General features: G+C 73.0%; 15 protein-coding genes. 5 read left to right on the forward strand and 10 right to left on the reverse strand.

What is annotated here, in order from left to right:
- Positions 1–560: 560 nt before the first annotated feature.
- Positions 561–1,994, reverse strand: a complete 1,434-nt coding sequence (locus RBH18_RS37400) for a hypothetical protein (protein ID WP_306215235.1) — start codon at positions 1,992–1,994, stop codon at positions 561–563.
- Between the two features lie 236 nt (positions 1,995–2,230).
- On the opposite strand from RBH18_RS37400, the gene RBH18_RS37405 reads away from it, so the two are divergent.
- The 3 genes from RBH18_RS37405 (at position 2,231) to RBH18_RS37415 (ending at position 6,268) form a co-directional block, all read left to right on the forward strand.
- Positions 2,231–3,139: an ATP-grasp domain-containing protein gene (locus RBH18_RS37405; protein ID WP_306215236.1), complete on the forward strand. Its 909-nt coding sequence runs from the start codon at positions 2,231–2,233 to the stop codon at positions 3,137–3,139.
- A gap of 373 nt (positions 3,140–3,512) precedes the next feature.
- Positions 3,513–3,953 (forward strand): hypothetical protein, encoded by a 441-nt coding sequence (locus RBH18_RS37410; RefSeq protein WP_306215237.1) that lies wholly within the window; start codon positions 3,513–3,515, stop codon positions 3,951–3,953.
- Between the two features lie 692 nt (positions 3,954–4,645).
- Positions 4,646–6,268 (forward strand): MFS transporter, encoded by a 1,623-nt coding sequence (locus RBH18_RS37415; RefSeq protein WP_306215238.1) that lies wholly within the window; start codon positions 4,646–4,648, stop codon positions 6,266–6,268.
- A 128-nt stretch (positions 6,269–6,396) separates the two neighbouring features.
- On the opposite strand, the gene RBH18_RS37420 is transcribed toward RBH18_RS37415, so the two are convergent.
- Positions 6,397–7,167, reverse strand: coding sequence for a DNA-formamidopyrimidine glycosylase family protein (locus RBH18_RS37420; protein WP_306215239.1), 771 nt, complete (start codon positions 7,165–7,167; stop codon positions 6,397–6,399).
- 155 nt (positions 7,168–7,322) lie between these two features.
- On the opposite strand from RBH18_RS37420, the gene RBH18_RS37425 reads away from it, so the two are divergent.
- A complete protein-coding gene (locus tag RBH18_RS37425) occupies positions 7,323–7,742 on the forward strand; it encodes a BLUF domain-containing protein (RefSeq protein WP_306215240.1) in 420 nt (139 codons plus the stop codon).
- On the opposite strand, the gene RBH18_RS37430 is transcribed toward RBH18_RS37425, so the two are convergent.
- From RBH18_RS37430 to RBH18_RS37465, 8 genes are all read right to left on the reverse strand, one after another.
- Complete coding sequence (locus RBH18_RS37430) at positions 7,736–8,965, reverse strand: hypothetical protein (protein ID WP_306215241.1); 1,230 nt, start codon at positions 8,963–8,965, stop codon at positions 7,736–7,738. The genes RBH18_RS37425 and RBH18_RS37430 overlap by 7 nt on opposite strands.
- On the reverse strand, positions 8,962–9,480 hold the full coding sequence (locus tag RBH18_RS37435; RefSeq protein ID WP_306215242.1) for a SigE family RNA polymerase sigma factor: 519 nt from the start codon (positions 9,478–9,480) through the stop codon (positions 8,962–8,964). Before RBH18_RS37435 ends, RBH18_RS37430 begins: the two co-directional genes overlap by 4 nt.
- A 75-nt stretch (positions 9,481–9,555) precedes the next feature.
- On the reverse strand, positions 9,556–10,356 hold the full coding sequence (locus tag RBH18_RS37440; RefSeq protein WP_306215243.1) for an N-acyl homoserine lactonase family protein: 801 nt from the start codon (positions 10,354–10,356) through the stop codon (positions 9,556–9,558).
- The gene (locus tag RBH18_RS37445) at positions 10,353–11,876 is read right to left on the reverse strand and encodes an ABC transporter ATP-binding protein (RefSeq protein ID WP_306215244.1); all 1,524 of its coding nucleotides are present in this window, start codon (positions 11,874–11,876) and stop codon (positions 10,353–10,355) included. The genes RBH18_RS37440 and RBH18_RS37445 overlap by 4 nt, the downstream gene beginning before the upstream one ends.
- On the reverse strand, positions 11,873–12,877 hold the full coding sequence (locus RBH18_RS37450) for an ABC transporter permease (RefSeq protein WP_306215245.1): 1,005 nt from the start codon (positions 12,875–12,877) through the stop codon (positions 11,873–11,875). Before RBH18_RS37450 ends, RBH18_RS37445 begins: the two co-directional genes overlap by 4 nt.
- Positions 12,874–13,716: an ABC transporter permease gene (locus RBH18_RS37455; protein ID WP_306215246.1), complete on the reverse strand. Its 843-nt coding sequence runs from the start codon at positions 13,714–13,716 to the stop codon at positions 12,874–12,876. Before RBH18_RS37455 ends, RBH18_RS37450 begins: the two co-directional genes overlap by 4 nt.
- A complete protein-coding gene (locus RBH18_RS37460; RefSeq protein WP_306215247.1) occupies positions 13,713–15,290 on the reverse strand; it encodes an ABC transporter substrate-binding protein in 1,578 nt (525 codons plus the stop codon). The genes RBH18_RS37455 and RBH18_RS37460 overlap by 4 nt, the downstream gene beginning before the upstream one ends.
- A gap of 104 nt (positions 15,291–15,394) precedes the next feature.
- Positions 15,395–16,027, reverse strand: coding sequence for a TetR/AcrR family transcriptional regulator (locus tag RBH18_RS37465; RefSeq protein WP_306215248.1), 633 nt, complete (start codon positions 16,025–16,027; stop codon positions 15,395–15,397).
- Between the two features lie 107 nt (positions 16,028–16,134).
- Here RBH18_RS37465 and RBH18_RS37470 point away from each other — a divergent pair.
- Positions 16,135–16,643: biotin carboxylase N-terminal domain-containing protein (locus RBH18_RS37470; protein WP_306215249.1), on the forward strand; the 509-nt coding region annotated here is incomplete at its 3' end.

Below are 16,643 nucleotides of genomic sequence, written 5' to 3' on the forward strand. Positions count from 1 at the left end.
CCACCCCCGTCGCCGCCCGCTGGCACAGGACCGCAGCAAACCCCGCCGCCCGGCCCCCTTCTCGTACTGACCCCGGCGCCGGTGCCGATTCCGTTGCCAGTGCCGGTGCCGGTGCCGGTGCCGGTGCCGGTGCTGCTGCTGGGTGCCGACGCTGGCCGCCGGTGCTCAGCGCTCGGGTTGGCGCCGGACGCCGGTACTGGTGCCGATGCCGGTGCCGGTGCCGGTGCCGGTGCCGGTGCCGGTGCCGGTGCCGGTGCCGGTGCCGGTGCTGCATCCGTACCGCTCCGCCGAACCGATCCGGCGTCGCGGCGAGCAGGTCTCCCACCCGCCGCGGCGCCGGAGCGCCTGCCCCAACCAAGTGCGGCCGGTGGACGTCCACCGGGCGCGGCGTCGATCGCTCAGGCGCCCGGCCGGGAGGGGCGCCGGATCGCTGAAGCCCCAGGCGGAAACGACGCCGGACCGCACAGGCCCCAGGCGGCGCGGAGCGGGGCCGGTCAGACCTCCGGACCAAAACGACGCCGAACCGCACAGGCCCCCGGGCAGCGCGGAGTGGGGGCCGGTCAGGCCTCCGGGCGTGAGCGGCGCCGGTGTGCCGCGATGAAGGTCAGCAGCCCGGCGAGCAGAAGCGCCACGCCCACGCCCGCCGTCACGGCAACTGGGGAGCCGGTGATGGGCAGGGACTCGCCGCCCCCTCCTCCGCCGGCCGGGCTGCCGTCGTCCTCGCCGCCGTCGCCGCCCTCGTCGTCGTCTTCGCCGGTGCCCGGAGCTGGCGAGGAGGAAGTGGTGGGCATCGGGCTGGACGTCGCGGTGGGGCTGGTCGTCGGCTCGGCCGCTCCCGGCGGCCAGAGACCGAGGACGAAGTCGGTCGATCCACGCAGATGCCCGACCAGGCCAGCGGCGGCGGTCGTGAGCGTCAGTGGGTCGCCGGTGCCCTGGACGGCCTCGGTGCCCGGAGCGGCGTCGAGCCGGGCGAGCGCCTCGATGCCGCCGTGACTGGCCGCCCACGCCTTGCTGACCCAGTGGAAGCGTACGTCCTTGAAGATCTCAGCGAGCCCCACCGCCCCCGTGACCGCCACGGGTCCGTCGACCTGCCGTGTGGCCCCGGGTGCCAGCGCACCGTCGAACTCGCACCACGCGGATCCGGGCTTGTCCTCCGTCGCGAACCAACAGTTGTCCCACTTGCCGGCGAAGCCCAGGTCGGTGTCGGACAGACGCAGCTCGAGCACGAGCCCGTCGACCGGCGCGTCACCGGCGTTGCGGACACCGACGACACCGCCCAGTGCCTGGCGGGGCCCGAGGTCGTACACCGGGCCCTGAGTCAGCTCGTCCGAAGCCTCCTGCACGGCGGCGAGCCGGGCGGGGTCGGGGTCGGAGGGCGGGACAGCCGGGAGCCCGTCCGGGGGCGTGCCGGTGGAGGGCAGAACCGTGGTGCCGAGATAGCCCATCACGTTGTCCGGCCCCTGCCTCAGCCGCGGAGATCCGGGCTCCAGCGCAAGCGTCCCCTGGTCGCCCTGGACCGCCTCGGTGCCCTCGGTGGCCTCCGCGGCGGCGAGCGCCTCGATGCCTCCGTTGGCGTCGGCCCATTCTTTGGTCGCCCAGCCGAACGTGGCGGCGGCGATGCGGGTGCCGGGCGCCACCCCGGCCGAGAGGGAGAACACCGGTCCCTTCATCTGCAGGACCGACCGGCCGACGATCTCGTCGGGGAACTCGCACCACGCGGTGCCGGGCGCCTCCTCGAGCGCATACCAGCAGTTGTCGTAGAGCCGGGAGAACCGCAGACGGTCGTCGTTGAGGTGCACCTCGGCGACCAGACCCGTCACCGCAGTCCCGCCCGAGTTACGAACGCCGATCACAGCCCGCGAGACATGCCCGGGCCGGACGGGGGTGGCACTCAGCCGGCCGGACTCGATCGATCCCTCGGTCGCCGGCTCGAGGCTTCCGCGCGCCGGCGCCGCGACCGCGGTGGCAGGCAGCACGGCAACCGCCGCAACCACCGACAGAAGGATCGGTATGAGCCTGTGCAACCTCATGGACATGCCTCGTTCCCCCGTTCGTCGTTCGATCGCCACACCGTACCGATCGGGGCCCGAGATCGCGATCCGTTGTCCACAGGGGCCGATGGCGACGAAAGAAGTTGTCCACAGGCTCCCGGCGTCCGATTGGCGGCGGGCACCTCGCACGTGTCAGTGTTTGCGAGCGAACACCAACGACCGCCGACGGGGGTACGAACATGCAGGTCACACTGGCTTCTTGCACCGGACTGCCGGAGGGTGACGGCGACGAGGCGGGGCTGGTCGAGGCCCTTCGGGTGCACGGCCTCCCGGCCCGCTGGCAGCCCTGGGGTGACGAGGTGAGCGCCGACACCCTCGTGGTGCTGCGGGCCACTTGGGACTATCCGGACCGGCCCGAGGAGTTCCACCGCTGGTGCGCCTCGGTGCCCCATCTCGCCAACGATCACGAGGTGGTGCGCTACAACCTCGACAAGAGCTACCTGGTGGCCTTGGCCGCCGCGGGCGTGCCCGTCATCCCGACCCGCCTGGTGCCGCCCGGCGAGCAGCTGACCCCGGCCCTCGCCGCCCTGGACGAGCTCTCCGGCGACCCGGGCACCGCTGACGGCGAGATCGTCATCAAGCCGGCCGTGGGCGCGGGCTCCCGGGGCGCCGGCCGCTTCACCGCCGCCCAGGCCGACGAGGCCCTCGCGCACCTGCGCAGTCTGCACGCTGCGGGCTCGGTCGCCCTGGTGCAGCCCTACCAGACCACGGTCGACGAGCACGGCGAGACGGCACTGGTCTTCTTCGCCGGCCGCTACTCCCACGCATTCACCAAGGGCCCCATGCTCCAGGGCGGCGCGGTCGACACCGACGACCTCTACCTGCAGGAGAAGCTGTCCGCCGCAACTCCCGACGAAGCCACCCGCGCCGTGGCCGGGCAAGCCCTGGCCGCGACCGCCCGGGAGCTGGGCATCCAGGTGAGCGATCTCCTGTACGCCCGGGTGGACGTCGTCCGCGGCGCGAACGGCCCGCTGGTGCTGGAGGTCGAGCTGACCGAGCCGAGCCTGGGCTTCGCCTTCGGTGGCGCCCCTGCGCTCGAGCGCTTCGCCCAAGCCATCGCCGACCGGGCAAAGGCGGCGCTGAGCTGACCAGCCATCGACCGGGCGCAGTCGGCGCGGCACTGACAAGCCAACGGCCAGGCAACAGGCGGCGCGGACAGGCGGCGCGGCGCCGATCGGTCAACGGCCGACACAACCGGCGCGGCGCCGACCAGCCAACGGCCGGACACAGGCGGCGCGGCGCTGGCCAGCCAACGGCCTGGCGAAGACTGCTGTCCGGCGCGGGTGAAAGGCGGTGCTGCAGTGGCCAGTCGGCGAGCGCCGGCACCCCGGGTGGCGGTCTCCCTGTCGGAAGATCGTCGTTCGAGCCGCGGCAGCGGGCAGTGGGGCGCTGCGCGGTGGGTGGGCGGGGAAGATCGTCGTTCGGGCGCGGGCGGGGTGGTGGGTGTCTTAGATTCGGCTCATGTTGGACGGGACGGACGCACGGGACTGGTTCGAGCCGGACAGTGTGCTGGGCACGTATGTGGCATTGATGGACCAGTTGACCGAGCCGGCCGAGCCGGGGATCGAGCTCAGCCTCACGGTGGGCGGGCTGATCGTGACGGGCGAACTGATTCCGCAGTGGCAGTGGTTCGCGGAGGTCAGCGCGCTCAGCGACTACGAGGATGCCTTCTACACCGGCATGGCCGAGTACGTGAAGGAGCAGTCCGACCTGGCGCACGAGGCCATCAAGGTCCGCGACGCCGGCCGCGAGGTGTCGCACAAGCAGCACCTCGCCCTGTCGGCGCCCACCCGGTACATCCACCTGCGCAACGCCCGCGTCTCCGCCGGCAGCGAGGGCAGCCTGTGGCGCGGCCGGCTCAGCGACGTCTCCGGCTGGTCGCCCGCGAACCCGAAAACCTGACCGCGCCCGACCACCGCCGACACCGGACCCACGGCCGGGCCATGCCCCTCACGAACCGTGCCTCATCCAGCGACCCCACGCGCGGCGGCGCCTACATGTGACGGCCACCCGCACGACAGCCACATGCAGGACAGCACACGCTCGACGGCCACACCCGGCGACGCCTGACTCGGCGACCACGGTCGGCGGTGCGACGGCCGATGACGCCACGTGCGACAGCGGCACCGGGCGAGCGCGCAGCTCGACAGCGCCACGAGCCGACCGGGCAGCACGACAGCCCTACGAGCCGACCGCGCAGCACGACAGCCCTACGAGCCGACCGCGCAGCACTACAGAGCCCTACGAGCGAGCGCGCAGCACTACAGCGCTGCGCTGCCAGCTAGCGACCGAGCTCGCGTAGCCGCACACCAACACCGAAGAGCGCGCACGACGGCGCCACACAGGCGAGCCCCCGGGACGGCGCCATACAGGCGAGTCCGCGGGACGGCGCCATACAGGCGAGTCCGCGGGACGGCGCCATACAGGCGAGCCTGGATTTGGGGGCGGAAGGGGCGGAATAGCGGGGTCGTCCGGCGTAGTGAGGCAGAGTGCCTCATATCTGGTACGGTCGCCGGTGGCGAGACGTCGTGTCTCGAAATGGAGGACCTCGGCTTCTCATGTGTGACAACTGTGCTCCCCGTCCGGTTACTGCGATGGCGTCGGACGTTGCTGCGGGTTCGGCAGGCAGGAACGATGCGGTCATTCCGGCTGGTGCGGACGCCGATGCGCGGGGAGCCGGCGGGGATGACAGTGTTGCTGCTGTGGCCGGGGACGCCATGATTGGTGCGGCCGACACAGGTGTGACGGCCGACAGCGGGGGCGCGAACGGAGGCGCGGGCGAGGGCACCTCCAGCACGGGCACAACCGGCACGGGCGCGGGCGAGGGTACAGCCAGCACGGGCACAGCTAGCACGGGCACAACTGGCACGAGCGCGACCGGCATAGGCACGGGCGAGTGCACAACCGGCACGGGCGCAGCCAGCTCCGGCGCGACCGGCACGGGGACGGCGGCGGGGACGGGCACGGCGGGTGGCGGCTCGGGAGGGCGGGGAGGCGGGCGGGCGGCTCCTCGGTTCGCGGCGTTGCGGGTTCGGGACAGCCGGACGTATTTGATCGGCACCGGGCTGGCGATGATGGCGGACAATATTGAGCATGTCATCACGTACTGGGTGCTGTGGGAGAAGTTTCATTCGCCCACGCTTGCCGGGTTTCAGGTGATCAGCCACTGGGTGCCGTTCCTGCTTTTCTCGGTGACGTTCGGGGCCCTGGCTGACCGGTACGACTGCCGGCGGGTTATTCAGATCGCCCAGATGTTGTTCATGGTGGTGTCGGCGGGGTGGGGGGTGCTTTTCCTCACCGATTCGCTGCAAATTTGGCATGCGTGTGTGCTTCTTGTGCTGCACGGGTGTGCGGGCGCGCTCTGGGGGCCGGCCGAGCAGATGATGTTGCATGATTTCGTGGGGCGGGAGGCGCTGCCGAGTGCGGTGCGGCTCAATGCCACCTTCCGCAGCCTTGGCGTGCTGTGCGGGCCGGCGGTCGGGTCGGCGCTGCTGCTCGGGCTCGGGCCGACGTGGGGCATTTTCGCGAACATTCTGTTCTATCTGCCGCTGACGTTGTTCCTGTTCCGGACGAAGTACACCGGTCATGTGCGGGATGCGGCTCCGGCGCGGGCCCGGGTCGGCTTTCGGGACGCGTGGCGCACGCTGCGGGGGCTGCGCGGGGATCACACGCTGGTGGCGATGATCGTGCTGGCCGGGCTGGGGTCGTTCTTCGTGGGGGCGTCGCTGCAGTCGACGATGCCCGAGTTCGCGGCGTCGCTGGGCGGCGGGTCGGAGGGGACGGCGTACGGCGTGCTGCTCTTCGCCAACGGCGCCGGCGGGGTGATCGGCGGCATGGTGCTCGAGGCGACCGGGTGGATCCGGCCGAGTGTGCGGGCCGCGCTGGTGTGCACCCTTCTGTACGGCCTGACGACGCTCGCCTTCGCGGTGACCAGCAGCTACCCGCTGGCCCTGCTCATGCTGGTTGTCGGGGGTGTCGCCACGCTGGCGTCGACCTCGATCGCCCAGACCGTCGTGCAGTTGCGGGCCCCGGTCGCCGAGCGGGGCCGGGTGCTCGGGGTCTACAGCATGTCGTCGAGCGGGCTGCGGCTGGGCAGCGGCTTCACGGTCGGGCTCGCCGGCGCGGCGGTCGGCGTGCACACGTCTCTGGCGGCGAGCGCGGCGGCCCTCTGCGCGGGCACGGTGGCCATCTGGGGCTACGCCCGCACGAAAAGCTAGCGCGCGCGAAAAGCTAGCGCGCACGAAAAGCTAGCGCGCGCGAAAAGCTAGCGCGCACGAAAGGCTAGCGCGCGCGAAAGACCAGAAAGCATAAGGGGCAAGAACGCATAAAAGGCCAGCGCGAAAGGCTAGACCGCCGGCTGGCAGTACGGGCACCACCAGGTCTCGCGCTCATAGGGATCCGCGCCCGCCGCCGTGAACGCCACCGGCGTCCCGCATCGGCGGCACGGGCGACGGTAGCGGCCGTACACCCAATGGGTCTCGCCCTTGCGCAGGTTGCCGGTCGTGCTCTGCGTGCCCTGGCGCAGGCCGAGCCGCATCATCCGCCCCACCAGTTCGAGCAGCTTGCCGGTGTCCACGTCGCCGGCCGGGGCGTGCGGCCACACGCCGGCGATGAACAGGCCCTCGACGGCCCACAGGTTGCCGATGCCGCACAGGTTGCGCTGGTCCAGCAGCGCCGAGCGGATCATCCGGGCTGGTTGCGCGCGCACCGCCGCGGCCGCCGCCGGCAACCGCGATGGCCAGTCCGCGGCGAGGATGTCGGGGCCGAGGTGGCCGACGACCCGGTGCTCGTCGGTGGTGGCGAGGATCTCCAGCACCGGCATGTCGTGGGCGGCGAGGACGCCGGCGGGCCCGAAGTCGAACCACATGACCGGGCGAAGGGTCCGCGGCGACGGGCGCCAGCCGGGACGGTGCTGCCGCCACGCGCCCTGCATGCGCAGATGGCTGTGCACGGTCAGGCCGCCGGCGAAGCGCATCAGCAGGTGCTTGCCGACCGGCGCCACCTCGAGCAGCCGGTCACCGGCGAAGGCCCGGGCGGAGGCCGCCTCCGCGACCCGGCCGGCGAAGGACGCACCGAGCCGGCCCGCGAGCCGCCGGATCGAGTCGCCCTCCGCCACCGCACGCCCTCCCGACGAAGCAGAACCGAAGCCCGACGAGCCGAGCGAAGCACAACGAGCCAAGCGACGCATGACGAGCACGACAAGCCAGTCGAAGCACACCGAGCCACGCGAAGCACGACGAAGCGAGTCGGCACAAAGCGTACATTCAACCCATGGCAGCCACCCAGCTGATCTACTCCAGCCAGCGCACCAGCACCCCGCCCGAGAGCATCTTCCAGATCCGCGACCAGGCCCGCACCAACAACGCCGGGCGCGACATCACGGGCGTGCTGCTGTTCAACCGCGAGTACTTCCTGCAGTGCCTCGAGGGCGACGCCGAGCTCGTCACGCACGTCTTCTGCACGATCGCCCACGACCCGCGCCACTCGCACGCCACGCTGCTGGCCGTGCAGGACGTGCCCGAGCGCAGCTTCCCCGACTGGTCGATGGGCCTGATCGACGCCACCTCGGCCGAGCTGCGCGCGGCGCTGGCGGACCTCCTTCCGGAGCTGGACCTCAGCCCCCAGCGCATCGGCTCGGCCACCGCCCTGCAGGTCATGCAGCGCATGCGTACGCTGCGCCTGTCCTACTGAAGGCGGCACCGCCACACCAGCGGCTCGTTGACGAGCCCGACCGCCGGGTTGAAGCTGCCCGCGATCGTCCGTCCGTCGTCGCTGATGCCCCGGATCTGATACTCGTCGCCGGGCTTGCCCTCGCCGAAGGTCAGCCCGCCCGCGGAGGGGCGGTAGTGCTCGAGCCCGATCGTGTCCCCGCCGACGACCACGGCGGGGCTGCGTCCGCCGCCGTCGGTCACGATCCAGCCGTTCGCCGCCACGGCGGCCGGGGACTGCGCGGCCGCGGGCAGCTCTTCCATCCGGTTGCTCGCGATGTCGTACTGGTAGCCGGCGAAGGTCAGGGCGTCGTCGTCCTCGAAGCCGGCGCTGCCCACCACGAGCCCGTTGCGCAGGCCGACGGCGTGGAAGAAGCCGGCCTCCGGCGGCAGCGGCAGCTTGCGGACGTCGCCGCCGGGCAGCCACACGTACGCCGTGTCGTTCGCCTCCGGCCCGATCGGCGGCCCGGCCATCCCGAGCACCGTGCCGTCCTCGTCGACGTCGACGGCCGCGCCCTGCGTGGTGCCCGGGGGCAACGGCAGCAGCGAGGGCTCGGCGTCCCAGGATGCCCAGCGGGCCGGCCGGGATCCCAGCACGCCGACGATGACGCCGGCGTCGCTGATCGCGGATGCGCTGCCCGCGCCGCCCTTGAGCCGCGTGAGCTTGCCGTCGTGCCACACGTACGGGAACTGGACCTCGTCGGTGAACGAGGACCCGACCGCGTCGCCCGAGCTGTTGACCGCGTCGAGCGACTGGTCGGAGCCCGGGAAGTCGATGGTGGTCAGCAGCTTGCCGTCGCGCCAGACGGTCACCGGGTACGTGCCGAACGCGCGCCCCTCGGGATACGTCCGCCCGGTCACGTACCGCCCGCTCGGGTCGACGGCGTGCACGACCGCCTTCGCGACGTCGCCGGTGGGCAGCCGGGTGACCGCGCAGTCCGACGGCAGCCGCGGCACCGGCGCGGCCGACCGGGAGACGGCTGGCACGGTCGCCTTGCGCTGCACCGGGTGCGGGAGCAGCACCAGGGCGCTCCCGGCGAGGAGGACCGCGGCGAAGGCCCCTGCTCCGGCGGCCAGCCGGCGGTTGCGGCGCCGGCGGGCTCCGGCGCGCATCGTCTCGGGCACGTCGACCAGCGACGGGCCGGGCGGCTCGGTGGCGAGGGGGCCGAGCAGGTCGGCGGCCGCTCGCTCGTCGAGGTGGGTCACTGCCGTCCTCCTGTGCTCATCATGTCCGGCGTCGCGGGGCCGAGGATCCTGCGGAGGGCGGCGAGGGCATGCCTGGTCTGGGACTTGACCGTGCCCTCGGCACATCCGAGCTGGTGGGCGACGTCGGCGACGCTCTGGTCGCACAGGAACCGCAGCACGAGCACGGCCCGCTGGCGCGGCGTCAGCCGGTCGAGGGCGGCGCGCAGCATCGTGCGCTCCTCGGATCCCGTGTCGAGGACGGCGGTGTCCACGACGCGGTCGCCGAAGAGGCCGATCCGCCACCAGCCGCGGCGCCGCTCGTCCAGGAACGTGCGCACGAGGATGCGGTGCACGTACCCGTCGATGTTGCCGGCCTGCGCGACCCGGTGCCACCGCGAGTAGACCGTCGTGAGGGTCTCCTGCACCAGGTCGTCGGCCTGGTGCTGGTCGCCGCACAACAGCCAGGCCCAGCGCCGCAGTGTCGCCATGCGCCCGTGCACATAGGCGAGGTACTCGGCGTCGGTGCTCTCGGTCATCTCCGCTCCCGTCCGCATGTCGGACACAAAGACGGGATCCGCGCGGATCGGGTTGCAGTCCGGCGCGAAAAATCTTCAGGAGACTGCCGGGTCCCGCCAGGCGGCCCAGTCCGGGTCGTGCCCCGGCCAGACTTCCACCCCCGGCGTACGGTCCAGCGCCCGCAACCGTGCCACCGCACGAGCCGCCGCCGGACCGTCCTCCGGGCGCATCGTGGTGCCGCACGCCACCTGCTCGTCGATGTTGCGCCGCAGATCCGCCGCGTCGCAGGCCAGCACGACCGTCCGCGACGGCAGCGCGACCTGGAACGACTGGTGCCCGGGCGTGTGGCCGGCGGTGTCCAGCGCGACGATGCCCGGGGCGAGCGGCGTGTCCCCGTCGAGCAGCGCGATGTCCAGCCCCTCGCGCAGGAAGTCGCCGGGGATGACGACGCAGGCGCGTGCCTGGTCGGGGGTCAGCGCGGCGCCGAAGGCGTACTCCGCGCGCTGGAAGGCGACCGGCACGCCCGGCGGCACGTGACGCAGCCCGCCCGTGTGGTCGACGTGGATGTGCGAGATCGCCACGCCGCGCAGGGTGTCCCAGCCGAGCCCGAGCGCGGCGAGCTGGTCCGCGAGGGGATCCCCGGGCGGCACGAGCGCGGTGTATCCGTCGTAGTTGTAGTGCCGGCCGCGCGCCTCGGGATCCCGGACGACGCCGACGTTGAAGCCGGAGTCCAGCAGCACCCAGCCGTCCTCGTGGACGACGGCCGCCGCGGTGACCGGCTCCAGCAGGAACGTGGCCGGATCCCCGCCGAGCACGGAGACGGCCTCGATGATCGGCTCGTATCCCACGACCATCGGGTGCATCCGCAGCGGCGGGCCGGTGACGTCGAAGATCATGCGAGGCTCGGCGATGCGGCCAGGAGCTGCCGGGTGTAGTCGTGCTCCGGCGCCTCGAAGATGCGTGCCACGGGTCCCTCCTCGACGATGCGGCCCTCGGTCATGACGGCGACCCGCCCGGCGATCCGTTTCGCCACGGCCAGGTCGTGGGTGACGAGCAGCAGGGCCACCCCGGTCGTCCGCCGCAGCTCGTCCAGCAGCTCGACCACCTGGGTGGCGAGCGTGGCGTCCAGGGCGGAGACCGGCTCGTCGCAGAGCAGCACCCGCGGCGCCGAGGCGAGTGCCCGGGCGATCGCGGCCCTTTGGCACTGCCCGCCGGAGAGCTGCCGCGGCTTGGATCCCGCCACCCGCTCGTCGAGTCCGACCCGGGCGAGCAGGTCGGCCACCCGCCCGGCGCGGGATCCGCGGGGCACCCCGGCGGCGGCGAGCCGCTCGGCGATCTGGCCGCTGATGCTCAGCCACGGCGTCAGCGACGACCGCGCGTCCTGGAAGATCAGCTGCGGTCGCCCGCCGGGCACCTCGGCGGCGCCCGCGGTGGCCGTCTCCAGCCCGGCCGCGATGCGCAGCAGCGTCGACTTGCCGCTGCCGCTCTCCCCCACCAGCGCCACGGCCTCGCCCGCGCCCAGCGTCAGGTCGACGCCGTGCAGCACCCGCCGGACCGTGCGCCGCCGGTGCGGATCCCGGAAGTCCTTGACGATCCCGGTCAGCCGCAGCACCGGATCCCCGGGCGGCGGGGAGGCCGGCGGCAGCGGCGCGGCGACGTCCAGCCGGGAGCTCACCAGCTTCCTCGTGTACGCGTCCCGCGGCGCCCGCAGCACCTCGCCCGTCCGGCCGGACTCCCGGACCTCGCCGGCCGACATGACGACGACGCGGTCGGCGACCTGGGCGGCGACCCCGAGGTCGTGCGTGATGAGCAGGATCGACGTCCCGTGGTCGTCGCGCAGCCGGGCGAAGAGCCGCACGATCTGGTCCTGCACCCGCACGTCGAGCGCCGTCGTCGGCTCGTCGGCCACGAGCAGCGACGGATAGCCGCCCGCCGCCGTGACGGCGCCCGCGATGCTGACCCGCTGCCGCAGCCCGCCCGAGAGCTGGTGCGGCCAGTACCGGATCCGCTGCTCGGGCGCGGGGATCCCGCACTCCGCCAGCGCGTCCAGGGCCCGGCCGGAATCGCGGGCGCCGACCTGCGGGCCCACGCGCATCGTCGGATCGAGGGACGTGAGCGGATCCTGGAACACCGCGCCGAGCCGGTGCCGCCGGACCCACCGCCGCCGGGACGCCGGCCCGGCGACCATGTCGACGCCGTCCACCTCGACCGTGCCGGTGACCGTGGTGTGCCGGCCGCCGGGGACCAGGCCGAGCAGGCAACTCCCGAGCACGGTCTTGCCCGAGCCGGACTCGCCGACCAGCGCGACGATCTCGCCCGTACCCACGGTCAGCGAGACGTCGTTCAGCGCGCGGAAGGGCGTACCGGTGCGGGGGAAGGAAAGCGTGAGTCCCTCGACTCGCGCGACCACGGTCATGACGACTCCCGGAGGCGGGGATCCACGAGGAGCTGGAGGGTGTCCACGAGGAAGGTGATGAGGACGTACGCGGCGCCGAGCACGACGACCACGCCGGCGATCGCCGCCAGGTCGGAGGATCCGATCGCGTCGGACAGGTAGCCGCCCAGCCCGGGCCAGGAGAACAGCATCTCCACGATGACCGAGCCGCCGAGCATGATGCTGACCTGCAGGCCCGCCATGGACAGCGCCGGGTTGAGCGCGTTGCGCAGCCCGTGCCGCCACAGCACGGCCGATCGGGTGCCGCCCTTGGCCTCGGCCGAGCGGATGTGGTCGGTCGCCAGCACCTCCCGCAGCGAGCTGCGCAGCACCCGGCCGACGGCCGTCGCCGGGCCGAGCGCCAGCACGAGCGCGGGCAGCAGCAGATGCGTGACGGCGTCACTGAACGCGGCGGGATCCCAGGTGAGGACCGCGTCGAGCAGTCGCAGCCCGGTGGGACCCGTCGCGACGAGACTGTCGCCGCGGCCGCCGGCGGGCAGCCAGCCCAGGTCGCGATAGAACCAGAGCAGCAGCACGATGGCGACCAGGAAGGCCGGCGCGGACGCCCCGGCCACCGTCACGACCCGCACGACGCCGGCGAACCAGCCGTCGCGCGCGCCGAGCACGCCGATCAGCAGCCCGCCGAGCAGGGCCAGGAAGGCCGCCACGGCAACGAGTTCGAGAGTGGCGGGCAGATAGGTGGCGATGTCGTCGCCGACCGGGTTGCGGGTGGTGACCGAGAGGCCCAGGTCGCCATGGAGCAGCCGGCCGAGATAGTGGAAGTACTCGAGAACGAACGGCCGGTCCAGGCCGAGCTGCTCGCGCGCGGCGGCGAGGGCCTCCGGGGAGGCGGTGCGGCCGGCGAGGACCCGGGCCGGGTCGGCGGGCAGCTGCCGCTGGATGAAGTAGACGGCCAGGGTCAGCGCGACGAGCACCCCGGCCATCGAGGCGACGCGGGCGCCGATCCGGCGCAGGACGCTCATGCGCCCACCCGTTCCTGCAGGCCGTCACCGGCGAAGTTCGCGAGCACGGCGACCGCGAAGAGCACGGCGGCGGGGGCGATGGCGACCCAGGGGGCGCTGAAGACGTACGTGAAGCCCTGCGCGGCCATGCTCCCGATCTCGGCGGCCGGCGGGGGTGCGCCCAGCCCGACGAACGACAGGCCGGCGAGCGTGAGCAGCACCGCGCCGATGTCGAGCGACGCCACGACGACCACCGAGCGCAGCACGCCGGGGAAGACGTGCCGGGCCACGATGCGCAGCCGGGGCAGGCCGGCCACGCGTGCCGCCTCGACGTGCGGGAGGCGGCGCAGGAGGCGGACCTGGCCGCGGACGATCCGGGCGTACCAGGGCCACCAGGTCACGATGATCGCGATCAGCACGTGCCCGTAGCCCGGGCCCAGCGCCGCCACGACGAGCAGCGCCACGAGCGGCCCGGGAAGCGCGAGCGCGGCATCGGTCAGGCGCATGAGGACGGTGTCGGCGATGCGGCCGGACATGCCCGCGACCATGCCGACGACCGTGCCGATGACCACGCCGCAGGCGATGATCGCGAGCGCGCCGAACCAGCTGGTCGTGAGGCCGTGCACCACCCGGGACAGCACGTCGCGGCCCTGCTCGTCGGTGCCGAGCAGGTGACCGGCGCCGGGCGCGGTGAACGGGACGCCGGCGATCTCGGTCTCGCCGGGCATCAGCCGGCTCGCGACGGGCAGCGCCACGGTGAGGAGGGCCAGCGTCCACAGGCACAGCCGCTCGGCGAGACCGGGCCGGACCCGGCGGGGCACGAGCCGCCACCGCCGGGCCGGGAGGGCGAGCGTGCTCACTGCGCGCCGGCTCGCTTGATCGTCCGCAGGTCGAGGGTCATCGGGGCGGGCAGCCAGTGTCCCGCGCCGGTGAGGTCGCCGCGCATGATGAACGAGTCCTTCATGTCGGCGAGCGTGATGTACGAGGCCTGGGCGGCGACCAGGTCACCGGCCTTGCCGTACGCGGCGTCGACCTGCTCCTGCGCGGTCGCCGCGGCCCCCGCGTCGATGGCGGCGTCGGCCTCCTTCGTCCCGCCGACCAGATAGTTCAGCGCGCCGTTGCCCTTGGCCGTGTCCGAGTACCAGAACAGCCGCGCCCAGGTGTCCGGGTGCGTCGAGTCGGGATACGACGACTCGTAGATCATGTCCGGGGCGGTGTCGAGGGCGCTGCTGAAGCCGTAGATGTCGCTGCCCTGGATCGGCGTGAGGTCGACGGTGGCCCCGGCGGCGGCCCACTGGGCCTGCAGCGCCTCGGCTGCCTGCTTGTCGCGGGCCTGCCCGGAGATGTAGCCGAGCGTCAGGCTCTTGCCCGCCGCGAGCGCCTTGAGGCCGCTCGGGTCGGTGGTCCACGCGTCCTTCGCGAGGGTGTCCGGGACCGACGTGACGGGATACATCTGCGTCGAGGCCGTGGCGTGCGTCCCGAAGATCTGCCGGACGAAGGCGTCGCGGTCGATCGCGGCGCGCAGGGCCACGCGCAGCTTCGCGTCGGCCAGGGCGCCGGTGACCTTGAGGTGCAGCTGGGCCTTCTGCAGGGTGGGGAACTCGGCGACCTGGTAGCCGTCCGTCTTCGCGAACTGGTCGACCGTGGCGACGGGCTGGCCGGTCACCACGTCGAGGTCGCCGCCCTGCAGCTGCAGCAGCCGGGTCGCGGCGTCGGCGATGACCTTGACGGACACCTTCGCGAAGGACGGGGATCCACCCCAGTAGTCGTCGTTGCGGGCGAGCTCGTAGCCCTGGCCCTTGGTCATGCTCGCGACCTCGTACGGGCCGGTGCCGGCCGTGTGCTCCTTCAGGTACGCCGTCGCGCTGTCCGCCGCGTTGTCCTTCAGCACGTCCCCGTCGATCACCTTCGGGCCGAACGGGCTCGCGACCAGCGACAGGAACGAGCTGCTCGGCGCCTTGAGCGTGACGACGAAGGTGCCGTCGTCCGGCGTGGCGTAACCGCCGATCCCGGCGACCATGTACGCCATCTGCGACGCGACCTTCTCGTCGGCGAGCCGCTCGAAGCTGGCCCGGACGTCGGCGGAGGTCATCTTCCGGCCGTCCGCGAACGTCACGTCGTCGCGCAGGGTGAATGTGTACGTGAGCCCGTCCGGCGACACCTCGTACTTCGACGCGAGCGCGGGCACGATCTCGGCCGTGGAGTCGCCGGCGTAGCTCAGCAGCCCCTCGTAGACCGCGTTCAGGATCTGGTTGCCCTCGTACTGGTAGACCGTGTCCGGATCCAGCGTCGGCAGGTCGGCGGAGACGGCCAGGCGGAGCTGGTCGGCGGGCCCGGCCGCGCCGGCGCCGCCCCCTCCGCCGCCGCTGCACGCGGTGACGAGGGCGAGGGTGACCGCGAGGAGGGACGGGGCTGTGTGCGCGGGACGGGGCATGGAGGCTCCTCAGCCGGCGGGTCGGCACTTTCTGTCGATCGACAGATAAAGCCCGGCGTGTTTCCGGCGCACTACGGCCTCGGGGCCGTTCCGGTTAACAATGATCAGGCGTGGCGAGCTGCGACGATCCGCTTCTCGGGCACGCGCAGGGTCCGCAGCGCCGCGTCCGCGATGAGCGGGGCGACCACGTCGGCGTCCATCGCCCCCTCGGCCCGGCGGCGCAGGATCACCGACTCGACCAGCCCGAAGACCAGGCTCGCGGACGGCCGGGCGGCCGCCCGGTCCGTGCCGAGGACCGCGGCGACCAGGTCGTGGTAGACCGCGAAGAGGCGGGCGTGCTCGGCGTGGAACTCGGCGAACGCCTCGTCGGCCACCTCGGGCAGCAGGTAGAGCGCGCCGGTGTTCTCCGGACCGGAGAGCAGGAGCCGGACGTCGTACGCGCACAGCGCCCACAGCCGCGCGTCGGCCGGCTCGTCGCGGCCGGCGAGCGCGGTCGCGTACGCGACGGAGGGCCGGACCGTCGCCAGCAGCAACCGCAGCAGGATCGCCTGCTTGCCCGCGAAGTAGTGGTACATCGTCGCCTGGCTGATGCCCGCCGCCGCCGCGATCTTGTGCGTGCTCACACTGCCGTAGCCGGCCTCACAGAACAGCCGCGCGGCGCCGACGAGGATGTCCTCCTCCGTGGTCAGCCCCGACGTGGACGGCCCCTTGGCCCGCGGTCGCCCGAGTGTCGCCATGCCCGGCAACCTACCCGACGCGCGTTACGCCGTGTTAACCCGTCGGAGATGCCGCCACAACGCCGGGCACCTTGACTTTCGATCAGTCAACAGAAAGTCGGGACACGATGGCGCAGCAGCTCGGCACGCTTCTCGTAGCCAACCGCGGCGAGATCGCCTGCCGGATCATCCGGTCGGCGCGCGCGCTCGGCATCCGGACGGTGGCGGTCTTCTCCGAGGCCGACCGGGCGGCGGCCCACGTGCGGCTCGCCGACGAGGCCGTGCTGATCGGCCCCGCCGCCCCGGCGGCCAGCTACCTGTCGGTGCCCGCCCTGCTCGACGCGGCCCGGCGTACGGGATCCGGCGCCGTCCACCCGGGATACGGCTTCCTGTCCGAGGACGCCGCCTTCGCCGCGGCCGTGGAGGCGGCCGGCCTGGTCTTCGCCGGGCCCACCCCCGATCAGCTGCGCGTCTTCGGGCAGAAGCACACCGCCCGGGCGGCCGCGGTCGCCGCCGGGGTGCCCGTCTTCCCCGGCACCGGCCTGCTGGACTCCGCCGCCGCGGCCGTGGACGCCGTCGAGGCGATCGGGTATCCCGTCATGCTCAAGGCGACCGGCGGGGGCGGCGGCATCGGCAT

The organism is Actinoplanes oryzae (genome assembly GCF_030757795.1).
Taxonomy (GTDB): domain Bacteria; phylum Actinomycetota; class Actinomycetes; order Mycobacteriales; family Micromonosporaceae; genus Actinoplanes.

Bases quoted from the DNA above. Each gene is read 5' to 3' on its own strand.
- RBH18_RS37405 (WP_306215236.1), top strand. From the start codon at position 2,231: ATGCAGGTCACACTGGCTTCTTGCACCGGACTGCCGGAGGGTGACGGC.
- RBH18_RS37440 (WP_306215243.1), bottom strand. From the start codon at position 10,356: ATGATCTTCGACGTCACCGGCCCGCCGCTGCGGATGCACCCGATGGTC.
- RBH18_RS37465 (WP_306215248.1), bottom strand. From the start codon at position 16,027: ATGGCGACACTCGGGCGACCGCGGGCCAAGGGGCCGTCCACGTCGGGG.
- RBH18_RS37445 (WP_306215244.1), bottom strand. From the start codon at position 11,876: ATGACCGTGGTCGCGCGAGTCGAGGGACTCACGCTTTCCTTCCCCCGC.
- RBH18_RS37425 (WP_306215240.1), top strand. From the start codon at position 7,323: ATGGCAGCCACCCAGCTGATCTACTCCAGCCAGCGCACCAGCACCCCG.
- RBH18_RS37415 (WP_306215238.1), top strand. From the start codon at position 4,646: ATGGCGTCGGACGTTGCTGCGGGTTCGGCAGGCAGGAACGATGCGGTC.
- RBH18_RS37450 (WP_306215245.1), bottom strand. From the start codon at position 12,877: ATGAGCGTCCTGCGCCGGATCGGCGCCCGCGTCGCCTCGATGGCCGGG.
- RBH18_RS37460 (WP_306215247.1), bottom strand. From the start codon at position 15,290: ATGCCCCGTCCCGCGCACACAGCCCCGTCCCTCCTCGCGGTCACCCTC.
- RBH18_RS37435 (WP_306215242.1), bottom strand. From the start codon at position 9,480: ATGACCGAGAGCACCGACGCCGAGTACCTCGCCTATGTGCACGGGCGC.
- RBH18_RS37410 (WP_306215237.1), top strand. From the start codon at position 3,513: ATGTTGGACGGGACGGACGCACGGGACTGGTTCGAGCCGGACAGTGTG.